This window comes from Maridesulfovibrio salinus (genome assembly GCF_055394525.1).
Window position 1 is genome coordinate 509203 of the sequence record NZ_AP042461.1, and the last position, 14792, is coordinate 523994.

Sequence of the window (14792 nt, forward strand, 5' to 3'; positions counted from 1 at the left end):
CTCAAATATGACTATCTTTACGTAATTTTTATTTATTCATCAACACTTTACCGATCTTATTGAGTGAAGTTTTCAGAACTTCATCATCAACCGCGTAGGAAATGCGTATGCAACGGTCATCACCGAAAGCGGAACCGGGCACAAGTGCCACACCCGCTTCTTCCAAAATCCTAGTGCACATTGACGCGGAATCCGGAGTTTCTTCGGTGTAGAAAGCATCCAGAACCGGGAAGAGGTAAAATGCTCCGTCAGGTTTAGGGCAGACAGCACCGGGCCAGGAGGTAATGATATCGTATGCGATATCGCGACGTCTCATGAAGTTGACCTTCATTTCATCGATGAGATCCCAGGGGCCTTCAAAAGCAGCAAGAGCGGCTTTCTGGGCCATGGTGTTGACGTTTGAGGTGGACTGCCCCTGAATCTTGACCATGGCTTTCACCAGATCGGGATGGGCAAGGGCGGTTCCTACACGCCAGCCGGTCATGGCGAAGCTTTTTGAAAGAGCGCCTACGATGGCTACATGCTCGGGGTTCTTTTCCCAGAAGTTGGCGAGAGTGGAGTACTCGGCCGGCTCGTAAACCAGACGGTCGTAAACTTCATCGGAAACGATAAAGATACCTTTGGACTTGGCCCAGTTGGCGATTTCATCAAGCTGTGCCTGAGGATAGTGCCCGCCAGTGGGGTTGGAAGGGGTATTCAGGATCAGCAGTCTGGTTTTATCGGTACAGGCAGCCTCAAGATCTTTCACCTCCGCCAGAAAACCGGATTCCGCAGTAGTGGGAACGATTACGGGTGTCCCTTCAGCCAGTTCAACCATTGCGGGGTAACTTACCCAGTAGGGAGCGGGAATCAGCACTTCATCGCCCGGATCAATGAGGGCCATGAAAAGATTGTACAGGGCCTGTTTGCCGCCGTTACTGACGATGGTATTATCAGCCACGGCTTTCGCACCGTAGAATTTGCCATAGTAGTTGGCGACAGCTGTACGCAGCTCGGGAAGTCCCGGCACTGCGGTGTAACGGTGAAAACCGTCATCTACAGCTTTTTTCATGGCTTCACAGACATGCTCAGGAGTCTGGTAATCCGGTTCGCCAACTGCTAGGCTGACAATTTCTTTACCCTGTGCGCGCAACTCCTGTGCTTTGGCATTTACTGCCAGCGTTGCGGACGGCTTGGCTCTCATAAGTCTTTCAGAAATTTTCATATCTCTTTCCTGCTGCTTGAGTTATATGTTTCTCCCTTGGGCACCTAACGATTTAGTCAGCAATACCGGAACTCATATTTCGAGTCAGTCATAGCCTGAATTTCAAAGCGACACTCTTCTGCCGAAATGTTCTCAGAAAAAAGATTCCGGTCCATGCTTTACAACGGAACTTAAATGAAAACAGGCCTAAGGTAAATATTTCTGTGGAAAGTTGAAACTTTTCACCGAAACGTTAAAGCCGTTGACCGAAAATCGTATATTTTTCATAAAGCAATAATATTGTATTTTGCAAAAGAAGCCCGCCCCTGCTACAACCTCTGGCAAGGAGATTGAAGATGATTTACAGACTATTGATGCTGATCACCATATTTACAGGTCTTGCTGCATGCGCTCCGGTTACAATGAACGGCGATCTCGTCTCCGATCAGGGAGACAAACTCGGACGGGCTGAAATGGTGGCCTCTGAACTGCGCGGATTACATAAATATTCCGTAAGAGCGGAACTCCCCGACGAAACAGTCTTCACCGGACAGATGAAATACGGAGAAAAAAGCGTTACCCTTTTCGACAACAACGGAGTCAGCATGAAATGCGACTTCGACCTCGATAATCCCGCTAAAGCTTTTCAGGGCGGCGGACAGGGAAGATGCACAACCTCAGACGGGCAGACTCTCAAAGTAAAATTTTAACCCAACAGAAACGGTTACTGAATGATCCGGCTCAACAGGTTGTCTTACAATTTCGGTTCAAACTGGGCACTTAAAGATATCTCCCTGAACATAGGCAAAGGAGATTTCATTTTCCTGACCGGACATTCCGGTGCGGGAAAAACAACACTCATGCGCCTTTTATACGGAGCACTTCCTCTAAAACGTGGGCAAGGGACTGTTGCGGGCTATGAACTCCACAATATGAAACGTGGGCAGATCCCCATGCTTCGAAGGGAATTGGGCGTTGTATTTCAGGATTTCAAAATCCTTCCCAACCGCTCGGTCTATGAGAACGTTGCTTTGGCATTAACAGTACGCAGCATGCCAAAATCCACAATCGACAAACGGGTAAGGGCCATAATCCGTGCCCTCGGCCTTGATAACAAAAGCTACACCAAATGCCGCCAGCTTTCAGGCGGAGAACAGCAGCGGGTGGCTATCGCCCGTGCCATGGTGGTAAACCCCAAGCTGATACTTGCGGACGAACCCACAGGCAACCTCGACTTTGAACTCTCCCTGCACCTCATGGAAGTTTTCAAGCAATTCAACACTCATGGTACTACGATTGTAATGGCAACTCACAGCCGTGAAATACTGCGGACGGTTCCGGATGCGAGAATCATACACCTTGAAGGCGGACAGGTCTGCGATCCTCCGGCCCATATTCTTGAGGAGTGCTGCCCATGCTGACCCTCTTTTTCAGACTTGCCGGGAGAGGAATAAGGGATCTTGGACTCCATCCCTGGGCTAACCTGTTTACCCTCATTGCGGTAACAATGGTTTCCCTGCTTGCAGGACTGTTCATGATAACTCTCCACAACGTAAATCAGGAGCTCCTCAAATCGCGCGGACAGGTAGAAGTGCAGATTTTCTGGCAGGCAGGAGCCCCTCTTCCCGAAATCGAAAAACAATGGGCAGATCTGGAAACCATAGAAGGTCTCAAAGACTTACGCACTTTCACTCCGGATACTGCTCTCAAGCAGCTTTCCGAAGCACTGAATAACTCAGATGATTTTTCATGGCTTGGCGAAAACGGCAATCCGCTTCCTGCAACTGCACTGTTGTCTTTCTCTGTTGAACCGGGGGTTGAGAATGACCGCTGGGCCGCAAATCTTTTGAGAGAACTAAAAGAGCTTCCCTTTGTGGACAAGGTTCATTACAATCCCCTGCAGATCGACCTTGCCAGAGGCTGGATTCACCTTACTCAATCCATTGTATGGCCCGTAATCGGCTTTCTCGGTCTTGTTGTGGCCCTTGTGGTCGGCAACACCATGCGCCTGTCCCTGATGACCCGGAACGACGAGATTGAAATTCTCTATCTCGTGGGAGCCAAACAATGGTTCATCAGGCTGCCCCTGCTTACCGGAGGAGCACTGCTCGGACTCTTCGGAAGCTCTCTTGCCCTTGGTATCCTTTACGGAGCCCAGCAGCTATTTTCCGATATCCTGAATTTTCCGCCGCTGTTCATGAAGATCACCTTTCTTCCACCGGAGCAGTGTGCGATCCTTATGGGAACTGTCACTCTCATCGGAATGTTGAGCAGCTTCGTAGCTGTTAAGAGTTAAATATTCATCCGGCGGCTTAATAGGAAGTTGAAAGCCCCCTTCGCCAGCGCACAAAGCGGCCTCTCTACTTCCTATTAACAATCCCCCTCTCCCCTAAGCCCATGAAGACTATATATTTTCGTTGGACTTAACTTAATTTTTTGAAATAAGCAGAGACTCTGCATAACGATATATCTTTTGATAACGTAAAAACCGCCACACAAAGCGGCGAAGCCCTAATAAAAAGTTTTGGGATTCTTAAACCTTTTTCCAAAAGGTTTAAGGCCCCCGGCAGGGCCGCCGGAGGCATGTCTAATAAGAGGTAAAAAATGAGAAGTAAAAAAATGACTGGCGGGCTGGAGAAAGCCCCCCACCGCTCCCTGCTCTACGCACTTGGTCTTTCCAAGGACGAGGTCAGCCGCCCCCTTATCGGTATCTGCAACGCTGCAAACGAAATTATTCCCGGCCACGTTCACCTGCACACCATCACCCGTGCGGTAAAGGACGGAGTCCGTCTAGCTGGCGGTGTTCCCATGGAATTTCCGGCCATCGGCGTCTGTGACGGGCTGGCCATGAACCATGCGGGTATGCGTTACTCTCTGCCCAGCCGTGAAATCATCGCCGACTCAATTGAAATCATGGCTACCGCGCACCCCTTTGACGCACTGGTGCTGATTCCAAACTGTGATAAAATCGTTCCCGGCATGCTCATGGCAGCTCTGCGGCTGAACATTCCAACCATTATCTGCAGCGGCGGCCCCATGCTGGCAGGTCGCAAGGATAACAAAAAAGTGGACCTGATCACTGTTTTTGAAGGTGTTGGACAGGTTAAATCAGGCAACATGAGCGAAGACGAGCTCTCCGTTCTGGAACAGAGCGCATGTCCCACCTGCGGATCATGTTCAGGCATGTTCACCGCGAACTCCATGAACTGCCTGTCCGAGACTATCGGTCTTGCACTTCCCGGTAACGGAACTATCCCCGCAGTAATGGCCGAGCGTACACGCCTTGCTAAGGCGGCCGGTTCCCAGATCATGACCCTGCTGGAAAAAGATATTAAGCCCCGTGATATCGTTACCGAGAAAAGCCTCAAGAACGCTGTGACAATGGATATGGCTCTAGGCTGCTCCACCAACACAGTTCTGCACCTGCCCGCCATTTTCAACGAGGCAGGACTGAAACTGGATCTCACGGTTTTTGATGAAATCAGCCGCAGCACCCCCAACCTGTGTAAACTTTCCCCTGCCGGTCCCGACCACATTGAAGATCTCAACGCCGCGGGAGGTATCCAGGGAGTTATGGCTGAACTGTCCAAATCCGGGCGCATTGAACTGGATGCCATGACCGTTACCGGACTGTCAGTGGGCGAAAATATCAAAGCACTTAACGCCGAAGTAAAGGACCATTCTATTGTACGCCCCGTAGACAACCCGTACTCTCAGGAAGGTGGTATCGCAGTTCTCTTCGGTAACATTGCCGAAGACGGATGCGTTGTTAAGCAATCCGCGGTTGCCCCTGAAATGATGAAACGCACCTGCAACGCCAAGGTTTTCAATTCCGAAGAAGAGGCAGTGGAAGCCATTCTCGGAAATGAAATCGTAAAAGGTGATGCAGTTGTAATTCTTTACGAAGGCCCAAAAGGCGGCCCCGGAATGCGCGAAATGCTCACCCCCACCTCAGCAATCGCGGGTATGGGACTCGGTGCTGATGTGGCTCTTATTACTGACGGCCGTTTCAGTGGCGGAACCCGTGGCGCGGCCATCGGCCACGTTTCACCGGAAGCGGCTTCCGGCGGGGCGATAGGACTGGTCCAGACTGGCGATGTCATTGAAATAGATATTCCGGGACGTTCCATCAACGTCATGCTTGATGAAGCAGAACTTGAACGCCGCAAAGCTGATTTCAAACCCATTGAAAAAGAAATGCCATCGGCTTTCCTCAAACGTTACAGCCAGAATGTCACTTCCGCATCTACTGGTGCTGTTTATAAAAAATAATAATACAGGTGCGGGAGATCATCAGCATCTCCCGCACCTGTATTAGAACATTCCAAACTCATCCCCATCTCCAGACCAACACCTTATTTTTATCATCATCCGGGACTGTTAAATCCTTTTCAGGACTGAAACAGGTTATAGAACAGTGTAGTTTTCAGCTAAGCTATGAAAATATATTTTCAAATACCCACCTTCATTTTCATATGAATCATGACCTAATGATTCTGAAACAGCACAATAATAGATGGACAACTCAATAAGCAGTTTATAACTTGTCCCTTTCAAGCATCAGAACAGCAGTAGAGCACAATTCAGCCGTGCTCGTATTTCAATAAAAAAGCCCTATCCTCAAACCCGGGAGGAATTATCCATGTCCAAAGTATACTTCTGGAATTTGCGTACTAGCAGCAAATCACCGCATGCCATGCGCATGAAAAAACTGCTTAAGCAGTCAGGCCTGAACGCCATTGTTGATCCGGGAAACCTGGTTGCACTTAAGGTCCATTTCGGGGAAAGCGGAAACACCGGATACCTCAATGCGCTAAACCTGCGGCCCATCGTCGACTTTCTCAAAAAAGCCGGAGCCAAGCCCTTTTTCACCGACACCAGCACTCTTTATGTGGGAGACCGGGGAGAGTCTGTATCGCATGGCCTGCTGGCTGCACGTCATGGATATGATCCCAACATCACCGGCGCACCGGTCCTATTTGGCGATGGACTTCGAGGCGAATATGAGGTCACAATACCTTACAAGGGAAATCATATTTCCGAAGCTTACGTGGGTGGTATGTTCACGGAAGCAGATATGATGGTGACCCTCAACCATGTTAAAGGTCACGGTCTCGCGGGATTCGGTGGAGCAATCAAGAATATAGGAATGGGGTGCGCTTCCAAGAAAGGCAAAATGCATGTCCACGTATCAACCGGGCCAAAACTTAAACCCGAGAACTGTACCGGATGCGGGGTCTGTATCGGGGAATGTTCTGCTGATGCCCTGGACCTTGACGATGATGGCAAGATCATCATGAAGGGACACTGCCACGGCTGCGGACGCTGCTTTTTATCATGCAGGTACAAAGCAATCATAATTGACTGGAAAAGGGATGTGGAAGAATTCACCAATCGCCTTATAGAATACAACAAGGCAATTCTGGACCATCTCAAACGCCCTGCCATGCATATCAATTTTCTGATGAACATCACTCCGGACTGTGACTGCCACGGTTATAGCGATGCGCCCATCTGTCCGGATCTTGGAGTAATGATATCTTCTGACCCGGTTGCAGTTGATCAGGCTTCTCTGGACATGATTAACGCCGCCCCACCGCTTTACCCCAGCCGCCTGCCTGAGGGGCTCAGTCAGGGCGATGATAAATTCAGGTCCCTCACTCCGGAAGTTCCTGACGGATTCGGTCTTAAGTATGCCGAGACAATAGGTTTAGGCTCCCGGAACTATAAACTGGTAACCATTTAATATCACCCGCCCAGACTACTCATTAATTGCGACTGAAGCGGAACAAAAATCTCATAGCTATCCAATATATTAAAATAACAAAGCCCCGGCGGTGAATACCGCCGGGGCTTTGTTATTTGTATGGTGTAACCTTTATCTCTGGCTTATCATATTAAACCCGCCTCTTGCAGCTTAACCATCAATTCAGCGCAATCAGCTGCGACAAAATCAGGTCCTGCCTTCTCGAGCTCTTCTATAGATATCCGTCCTGTTGCGACTCCGGCGGTCATGGCCCCGGCATTCTTCCCGGTTTCAATATCAATCTTATGGTCACCGACCATCAAAGCATTTTCCGCCTTAACTCCTACTATCTCAAGAGCCTTGAAAAGATGATCCGGATGCGGCTTGACTTTCTGAACATCTTCACGGGCTAAAAAACATCCGGAGATACTCTCAACATCCGGAACCATCTGCCTCACGGCAGATGCGGTATTACGGGTAATAATTCCCGTTTTAACACCTGATTCCCGCAAACCGGAAAGCATTTCGCAGGTAAAGGGAAAGAGGGTCCCGTTACGCGCAGCCTCCAGTTCCATTGTTATGATCAGAAACCGGCAGCGGGTATGAAATTCCTTGCCCAGATCCGGGTCATTTTCTGAAAGGCAGTCAGCCATAAAATCAACCCACTCTAGAGCGGGAAGGTCGTCCCGCTCAGGTAACGGGTCCATAAATGCACTGCCCAGAGCTTTGAGTCTTTTCTTCATCTCACTGAAATCAATAGTCAACTCAGCCAGAGTCCCATCAAAATCAAATATGATAGCTTCAATCTTTTTCATAATCCGATATCTTTTGTACGGTCTTGCTTGCCCAAGCGTGTTTCTAACGGTATTAAAACCTAACTTAAATCAACCACATATTGAGTTTTCAACATATCAGGAGTCCACGTGTCCGGTAAATTCGATGTCATCGTTGCGGGAGCAGGTCCCACAGGTTCAACCGCTGCCTGTATCCTTGCCCGAAAAGGGTTGAAAGTTGCCTTGATAGACAAGGCGGAATTTCCAAGAAAAAAGCTTTGTGGCGGACTTATTACCTATAAGACAACAAAACTGCTGGAAAAATTGTACGGCTGTGATGTCGAGTGCCTCAAGAACAAAGGTATAATAAACTTTGAATCGCCAGAGTATTCGATCAATTACCGTGATTACAATATCCGAGACGCAGAATCTTCAATACCTTTCCGCTTCGTGGACCGGATGGACTTTGATTACTTCCTTCTTGAAAAAGCTGCAAATGCCGGAGTTGATATTTTTACCGGACAGGAAATATGTGAATGTGATTACCGGAACGCAGAAGTGAAAACAAAATCCAGACGCATCTTCAAAGCCCAATACCTTCTGGGGGCCGATGGTGTTAACTCAACAATCCGTCGCTTTCTTCCCTATGACAAAAAAAAGTGGCAGTCAGACATGGCCTCAACAATCGAGATCATCTTTGATGCAAAAGAATATCCACGCAAAGTAACCAAGCCCGAACTTTATATAGGTCACCTCCGAGCTGGATATATATGGGTCTTCCCCGCCAAAGATAAGGTGGTAACCGGAATAGGGGCGTTAAACCGCTGCACCACCAACTTCAAGAAAACTTTCATGGATTTCCTGAAAGTACAGGGAATCAACAACCCGGAATCCCTGCCCATGCGGGGATTTCCACTTCCATACGGCAACTTCATGAAAAACCCGTGTTTTGGAAGGACAATTCTCGCCGGTGATGCTGCGGGGATTGTGGAGCCCCTGTTCGGTGAGGGCATTTTCTACGCATTGCAGACCGGCCGCTATGCCGGTGAGGCAATCGCCCGTGGTCTGGCTGAAAACAGGAATCCGGAACAATTTTACCGCGACCGCCTGAAAAAATATGTATTCCCAGAACTTGTATACTCCAACCGCCTGCGCTGGACCCTTTTCTACTCCCAGCCTCTGCTTAAACACATGTCATTCAAAGTTGCATTCAGATCCATGCCACGTATTCTAGCCGATATGGTACACGGGATCCGCTCATATAAATTTTTAATAAAAAAACAATGGGACTGAGTCCGTCCCGAAACTTTGATTTTTGGTGAAAGAAAATTTACTAAGCGAATAGCAATGTATTCATAAGCCTTACGAATCTAAAGCACCAATGGCCTTCAGAGAATTACTGAAGGCCTACCGCAGGTACTAATGTTCAAGTTACTCCTATTCATAGCCGTTCTTTTTTTGATCTTTGGCTACCGCAAAAAGCAAAAGGCAAAAGGTGGCATAAATATCAACACAATCCTACTGGCTGCTCTTCTGGTACTGTTTATCCTTTCCCTGCTCACCAGATTTCAGAACTGACTGTATTAAAAGTAAAACATTACTATCGTTAAGCTACCGATAATCACAAACAGTATAAGAGTTAAGAGATGAAAAAATCTGCCTGCACACTGGATTGCATGGGCACATGCTCCTTCATGGTTGAAGAAAAAGAGGGTACTGCTCTCATTAGAGGTAATCCGGACCATCCATTCAGTGAGGGACTGATCTGCTCAAAAGGTAAAGGACTTCTGAAAAGAATTAATCACCCAGAGCGCATTACAGAACCTCTCCTGAAAAAAAACGGGATTTTTGAACCCGTTTCATGGAAAACCGCATTTGATATTTGCGAGCAGAAGATAAAAGAGCTTTCAGCCGAGGAAATCCTGCACATCAAAGGTTTCGGATACAGAGGAGTACTGGCCAAAGCCAGCAAAGAATTATTCAGAACTCTGGGAACACTGGAAACATACGGATCATTGTGCGACGGAGCCGGATGCGAAGCAGTTCTCCGTAATTTCGGAACTCTTGACCAGAATGAAATATCCGACCTTAATAATGCTGAAATAATAATCAACTGGGGAAGGGACCTTTCGCGCAGTTCAATTCATATCAACCGGCTCATCAAAAAAGTCAGGAATAAAGGAACCAAGGTTGTTTCCATTTCTCCGGGTGGAGATGGAAATGAAAAACTCAGTGATGAAACAATTCTTATACGTCCCGGAACAGACAGATTTCTTGCCGCCGCCATAACCAAAATGCTGATCAATGATCATAAAGCTGATCCTGAACCCATAAAAAACAGCAGGGGATTTGAATCCTTTTCAGAACTCCTGAATAAATATGAACTGGAACATCTTTCAGAAATATGCGGAGTAGGCACAGATAAGATAAATAAGTTATACCAAATTTATAAATCTAATAAAAAAATCTCGTCACTTATCGGATGGGGAGTCCAGAGATACCAATTCGGCGGGGAAAACGTTAGGTACATCACAGCCCTGTGTGCACTGAGCGGTAAGATAGGAAAAAAGGGATGCGGCTTTTATTATAACATTTCCTCCGGACGCAATTTTGCATCATGGACAAAAGCTCCGGAAACTCCCCCAGAGAAAAAGATACTCCTTCAAAAACTTGAAAATGATCTCAAAAGACGTGACAGGAAAGTCCGGTTTATATGGATTGACGGAATAAATGTAGCTAATCAGGTTCCGGACTGCACATCTGCCGCGCGAGTATTGGAAAACTGCGATTTTGTGGTCACTGTTGACGCTTTCATGAATGACACGGCAATTCGCTCAGACCTGATACTCCCATGTGCGCTCACAATGGAAAGAGAAGACATTCTGGGCAGTGCAGGACACAACATTATATGCTGTTCAGGCAAGGCATTCGAGCCCAGAGGTCAGGCAAGATCCGATTTTGAGATCATACGGGAACTCGGCAAAAGGCTGTTTGCCAATAATCCCATTCCACCTGCTGAAGAATGTCTGGAAATAGCCATGCGTTCACCATCAATCAGTGTAACACTTGATGAACTGCGTGAAAGAGGTTTTGCGCGGACAGAATGGCCTGACATTGCATACGAAAATTTCACCTTTGGACATCCTGATGGAAAAATGCATCTTCCTCAGAAACTTGACCATGAATCAGAGGCTGATGGCTTCAACCTGCTTACACTGGTCAGGAAGAACTATCTCCATTCACAGATCCCCCCTGAAAAACAGTCCGGGCTACCTGATCTATCAATTTCACCTTCATCGCCCTTGCTGAAAGGAATTTCCGAAAATTCGGAAGTGTCACTTTGCACATCAACTGGCAAGATAAAAGTACGGATCAAATATGATTCAACCATCCATCCTGAAACTGCAATACTCCGGCGGGGAGGATGGATGAAATATGGTAGGAGCGCCAACACCATCATTGAACCGCTGTTGACTGACATGGGATTCGGAGCGGCTTATTACAGCCAGAAAGCATGGCTTGAGCCTTCATGATTAGCGGCAGCCTAATATCAAAAGGCAATATTTACAGCCTCATATCTTCCTGCCGGGCCAGAAAACTCGAATCATAATTAACGCTTGGCGCTATTATATCTGAATTGGCTTGATTTTCTGTACTTCGGAAGAGTATGCTTGCCCGGTCCGGTTGTTAATACTCCACTATTTTAGCCGGACAGGTTAAACGACCTCTGTATTATGAGCGACTGTCATCATTAAGGTGGCAGTCGTTCTATTTTTAAGATCTTAAAAGGGGTTGAGCTTAAACATATTGACTTGCTTATCTTTTAAAGTTATCGATAAGGCATAAAGTGATTATATTTTTTATTATAGGCCATTGAGCTGACGATCTGACTCATAATATTACCATGGAATGAAGTTGCCATGGAAAAATCCATGACCGAAAGCATTCATGCCGGACAGCTCATATCACGGGTATATTTTTAAACCGGCAATGTATTATATTTAACTGATAACCTAAAAGACCAACCGGAACTATGCACCTATGAGCACTGAAACATTTACTCACAAAGACCTTTCACAGATTACCGGTGTTTCTGTCACCACTATTAAAAGTTATCGCAAGAAATTTCCCGAATTTTTCTTTATTTCAGGACACGGCAAGCCGCTCAGATTCAGAAAAGGTACGGATAAATTATGCCTCCGCATTCGTGACTTATTTAACAGCAACTATTCCGTAAAGCAGATTCGGGATAAACTTTTAATAGAATTCGAGTCTGTTAAGGAAAATCGTCAGCTATCGGAAACCAAGAAAGAAGCAGAAGTAAGCAGCGATGATTTTCAAAAGCTGACCAAGACAACGACTCAGATGATGAATGGACTGGCCGCACTGGTTACAGCACAAGCAAAATCAGAACAACGTCTCATGCGGATCGAAAAATCACTAAAAGAGCTGGTTGAACTTCAAAAAAACGGCTCTCCGGACAGCATCACTATTTTGAATGAAATCCGAGAAGCAGTAGCGGGCATTGGGGGATTGCAGCAGCCGGAGCGAGTTACCGCCAGAAAAGTTGTCACAATCAGGAAAGATAGCGGTGAGTCGGAATCTTATGAGTTTGCATCGGACCAAAGTGCCATAGAGCCGGAAAAAGATTTCTTAGAACTGCCTGTGGTGATAAAATCTGAAAATGGAGAATTTCTGGGAATGCCCGGCAGGCCCGGACACCCATTCACCCTTAATGAACTTGTTTTTCTGCTGACATCGGTAAGAGAGAATAATGTTTCAAAAATATGGCGGAAGGAAGGCCGGGAGTGGGTTCTTTCGTTCAAGGCTCCTGAAGGAGCACTTCACGAACTGCACTTCCAGCGCACACGAACTCCCAAAGGAAATATAGTATCCTTTTTCGAGCGCCTTGATATTGATTCGGAAACGCAAAGTCCTGCGTTTATCCTCACTTTTTTCCGAGAAGTTCGTGATCTGATAGAAAATCAATAAAATGCAGCATGTTCCAAGTACGGATTCTGTTTGCATAAAGAACTCATAATCAGCTATTATCTTGATGATTATCAATAATTTCACATTTCAATTTTCAATCATATCAACGCGTTGAAAAACACATAAATAGTCCGGCAAGACTGTCACGATGGTATCCGGGCTTAACTAACCAAACTTCTTTTTTACCAAGGAGGAGAAAACTGTGACTGCGCCAATTTTTAACTGCAAAAATGCTGATGATGTTTTAAAGGCCGTCCGCGACTACAACATCAGCTTTGTCCAGTTCTGGTTCGTGGATATCCTCGGAACCCTCAAAAGCTTTCAGATCACCCCCAAAGAGCTTGAGGCTTCCTTTGAAGAAGGAATGGGATTTGACGGTTCCTCCATCCTCGGATTCACCCGTATCGAAGAATCCGACATGATAGCCATACCCGATCCCACAACATTCCAGCTCTGCTCATGGCGCCCCACAGAACGCCCGGTAGCACGCATGTTCTGCGATATTCAGAACCCTGACGGAACTCCCTATGAAGGCGACAGCCGCTGGGTACTTAAAAGAACCCTCGATAAAGCTGCCGAGCGCGGATATACCTACTATGTAGGCCCCGAGCTTGAATTCTTTCTCTTCCAGGATGAAAAAGGAACCAAAATAATAGACCGCGGTGGCTACTTTGATGCTCCCCCGCTTGACCTCGGAAATGACGTACGCCGTGACATAATCTTTTCTCTGGAACAGATGGGCTATGATGTGGAATACAGCCACCACGAAGTAGCACCCAGCCAGCACGAGATTGACCTGCGCTTTGCCGAAGGCATGAAGATGGCTGACACAGCCATGACCTACCGGGTAATAGTCAAAGAAGTTGCCCGCAAACACGGCATCTACGCCACTTTCATGCCTAAACCGATATTCGGTGAAAACGGCTCTGGCATGCATGTACACCAATCCCTGTTTAAAAACGGCCGAAACGTCTTTTTCGATGCCAATGATGAATACCACCTCAGTCCCGAGGGCAAGAGCTACATTGCGGGTATCCTGAAACACGCTCCGGAAATGACCTGCGTCACCAACCAGTGGGTCAACTCATACAAACGATTGGTACCGGGGTACGAAGCACCAGTTTACGTTTCCTGGGCCCGCAAGAACCGCTCAACCCTCGTCAGAGTGCCCATGTACAAGCCCGGCAAGGAAAACGCCACCAGAATGGAGCTGCGTTGTCCGGACCCGGCCGCCAACCCTTACCTCTGCTTTGCTGTAATGCTTGCGGCTGGACTCAAAGGCATAGATGAAAGCTACAAGCTGCCAGATCCCATCGAAGAAAACGTCTTTGCTATGGATGCCCCCACTCTCTCTGAGCACGGCATAACCGCACTCCCGGGGAACCTCTATGAAGCCGCGGTGGCCATGAAAAACAGTGAAGTTGTCAAAGAGTGCCTCGGCGACCATATTCATAAGAATCTCTACATGAACAAAATTCAGGAATGGGACCACTACAGGACTCAGGTTACTGAATACGAACTTTCCACCTATCTGCCTGTACTGTAAAATAATAACATCCATAAAAAAAAAGGTGCGGACTTCGGGTCATCCGAAATCTGCACCTTTTTCCAATTAGTTATCTTTGCTCAGATAAAATATTCTCACATTCCCGGCAGCATAAGCTGACTCTTTTCAACCTGCCTTTTTCTGCGGCGCTTAATAGTCTTGGGATGAACCCCGAACCTGAAACGGCGCAGGAAGCATTCCTTTTCCTTGCAATCCCTTATTGCCTGACGATCACCAACGGTGCAGGCCAGACAATGCCTGCGGATAGACCGGATACAAGTACGTTGAGATTCCTCGGTCTTGGGCCCGCGGAGAGTATAAAGTGAGCAGTCTTCATCTTCACATTCTCTCACAAGCTGCGGACTTCCTCCCATGCACCAGAGGCAGTAAGCCCTGATGGATTGATGAGGGTTTCTTTTCCGTTCGCTCAAATTAGTCTCCGTAACTTCGCAACAAACTGATTTGCCGCAATCAGCAGCAGGCGTCGCGAAGGCACATCCTTACGTAAATCAGCAATAAAAATAAAGCATGATTTTGATTTCCTCGAGCACT

General features: G+C 47.2%; 13 protein-coding genes. 10 read left to right on the plus strand and 3 right to left on the minus strand.

What is annotated here, in order from left to right; translation table 11 throughout:
- Positions 1-28 precede the first annotated feature (28 nt).
- A complete protein-coding gene (locus tag ACZ5PW_RS02340) occupies positions 29-1204 on the minus strand; it encodes a pyridoxal phosphate-dependent aminotransferase (protein ID WP_464557687.1) in 1176 nt (391 codons plus the stop codon).
- Positions 1205-1539: 335 nt separating this feature from the next.
- On the opposite strand from ACZ5PW_RS02340, the gene ACZ5PW_RS02345 reads away from it, so the two are divergent.
- From ACZ5PW_RS02345 to ACZ5PW_RS02365, 5 genes are all read left to right on the plus strand, one after another.
- Positions 1540-1893, plus strand: a complete 354-nt coding sequence (locus ACZ5PW_RS02345; RefSeq protein ID WP_464557689.1) for a hypothetical protein — start codon at positions 1540-1542, stop codon at positions 1891-1893.
- A gap of 21 nt (positions 1894-1914) precedes the next feature.
- Complete coding sequence (gene ftsE, locus ACZ5PW_RS02350) at positions 1915-2604, plus strand: cell division ATP-binding protein FtsE (RefSeq protein WP_464557691.1); 690 nt, start codon at positions 1915-1917, stop codon at positions 2602-2604.
- Complete coding sequence (locus ACZ5PW_RS02355) at positions 2598-3479, plus strand: cell division protein FtsX (protein ID WP_464557693.1); 882 nt, start codon at positions 2598-2600, stop codon at positions 3477-3479. Before ftsE ends, ACZ5PW_RS02355 begins: the two co-directional genes overlap by 7 nt.
- A gap of 308 nt (positions 3480-3787) precedes the next feature.
- Complete coding sequence (gene ilvD / locus ACZ5PW_RS02360) at positions 3788-5455, plus strand: dihydroxy-acid dehydratase (RefSeq protein ID WP_464557695.1); 1668 nt, start codon at positions 3788-3790, stop codon at positions 5453-5455.
- A gap of 370 nt (positions 5456-5825) precedes the next feature.
- Positions 5826-6929: a DUF362 domain-containing protein gene (locus ACZ5PW_RS02365; RefSeq protein ID WP_464557697.1), complete on the plus strand. Its 1104-nt coding sequence runs from the start codon at positions 5826-5828 to the stop codon at positions 6927-6929.
- A 146-nt stretch (positions 6930-7075) separates the two neighbouring features.
- On the opposite strand, the gene ACZ5PW_RS02370 is transcribed toward ACZ5PW_RS02365, so the two are convergent.
- Positions 7076-7744, minus strand: a complete 669-nt coding sequence (locus ACZ5PW_RS02370; protein WP_464557699.1) for an HAD family hydrolase — start codon at positions 7742-7744, stop codon at positions 7076-7078.
- A gap of 108 nt (positions 7745-7852) precedes the next feature.
- Here ACZ5PW_RS02370 and ACZ5PW_RS02375 point away from each other — a divergent pair, with 108 nt between their 5' ends.
- The 5 genes from ACZ5PW_RS02375 (at position 7853) to ACZ5PW_RS02395 (ending at position 14240) form a co-directional block, all read left to right on the plus strand.
- The gene (locus ACZ5PW_RS02375; protein ID WP_464557701.1) at positions 7853-8995 is read left to right on the plus strand and encodes a geranylgeranyl reductase family protein; all 1143 of its coding nucleotides are present in this window, start codon (positions 7853-7855) and stop codon (positions 8993-8995) included.
- Positions 8996-9124: 129 nt separating this feature from the next.
- A complete protein-coding gene (locus tag ACZ5PW_RS02380; RefSeq protein ID WP_464557702.1) occupies positions 9125-9280 on the plus strand; it encodes a hypothetical protein in 156 nt (51 codons plus the stop codon).
- A 68-nt stretch (positions 9281-9348) separates the two neighbouring features.
- Entirely contained in the window at positions 9349-11235 is a 1887-nt protein-coding gene (locus ACZ5PW_RS02385; RefSeq protein ID WP_464557703.1) for a molybdopterin-dependent oxidoreductase, read from the plus strand.
- A gap of 508 nt (positions 11236-11743) precedes the next feature.
- Positions 11744-12694 (plus strand): hypothetical protein, encoded by a 951-nt coding sequence (locus ACZ5PW_RS02390; protein WP_464557705.1) that lies wholly within the window; start codon positions 11744-11746, stop codon positions 12692-12694.
- A gap of 202 nt (positions 12695-12896) precedes the next feature.
- A complete protein-coding gene (locus ACZ5PW_RS02395; RefSeq protein WP_464557706.1) occupies positions 12897-14240 on the plus strand; it encodes a glutamine synthetase family protein in 1344 nt (447 codons plus the stop codon).
- A gap of 95 nt (positions 14241-14335) precedes the next feature.
- Here the strand turns inward: ACZ5PW_RS02395 and ACZ5PW_RS02400 are convergent, their stop codons facing one another.
- Positions 14336-14671, minus strand: a complete 336-nt coding sequence (locus ACZ5PW_RS02400; RefSeq protein WP_464557708.1) for a restriction endonuclease — start codon at positions 14669-14671, stop codon at positions 14336-14338.
- Between the last annotated feature and the right edge of the window lie 121 nt (positions 14672-14792).

Excerpts from the sequence above, each read along its gene's own strand:
- ACZ5PW_RS02340 (WP_464557687.1), bottom strand. The coding sequence starts at position 1,204 with ATGAAAATTTCTGAAAGACTTATGAGAGCCAAGCCGTCCGCAACGCTG.
- ACZ5PW_RS02345 (WP_464557689.1), top strand. The coding sequence starts at position 1,540 with ATGATTTACAGACTATTGATGCTGATCACCATATTTACAGGTCTTGCT.
- ftsE (WP_464557691.1), top strand. The coding sequence starts at position 1,915 with ATGATCCGGCTCAACAGGTTGTCTTACAATTTCGGTTCAAACTGGGCA.
- ACZ5PW_RS02355 (WP_464557693.1), top strand. The coding sequence starts at position 2,598 with ATGCTGACCCTCTTTTTCAGACTTGCCGGGAGAGGAATAAGGGATCTT.
- ilvD (WP_464557695.1), top strand. The coding sequence starts at position 3,788 with ATGAGAAGTAAAAAAATGACTGGCGGGCTGGAGAAAGCCCCCCACCGC.
- ACZ5PW_RS02365 (WP_464557697.1), top strand. The coding sequence starts at position 5,826 with ATGTCCAAAGTATACTTCTGGAATTTGCGTACTAGCAGCAAATCACCG.
- ACZ5PW_RS02370 (WP_464557699.1), bottom strand. The coding sequence starts at position 7,744 with ATGAAAAAGATTGAAGCTATCATATTTGATTTTGATGGGACTCTGGCT.
- ACZ5PW_RS02380 (WP_464557702.1), top strand. The coding sequence starts at position 9,125 with ATGTTCAAGTTACTCCTATTCATAGCCGTTCTTTTTTTGATCTTTGGC.
- ACZ5PW_RS02385 (WP_464557703.1), top strand. The coding sequence starts at position 9,349 with ATGAAAAAATCTGCCTGCACACTGGATTGCATGGGCACATGCTCCTTC.
- ACZ5PW_RS02390 (WP_464557705.1), top strand. The coding sequence starts at position 11,744 with ATGAGCACTGAAACATTTACTCACAAAGACCTTTCACAGATTACCGGT.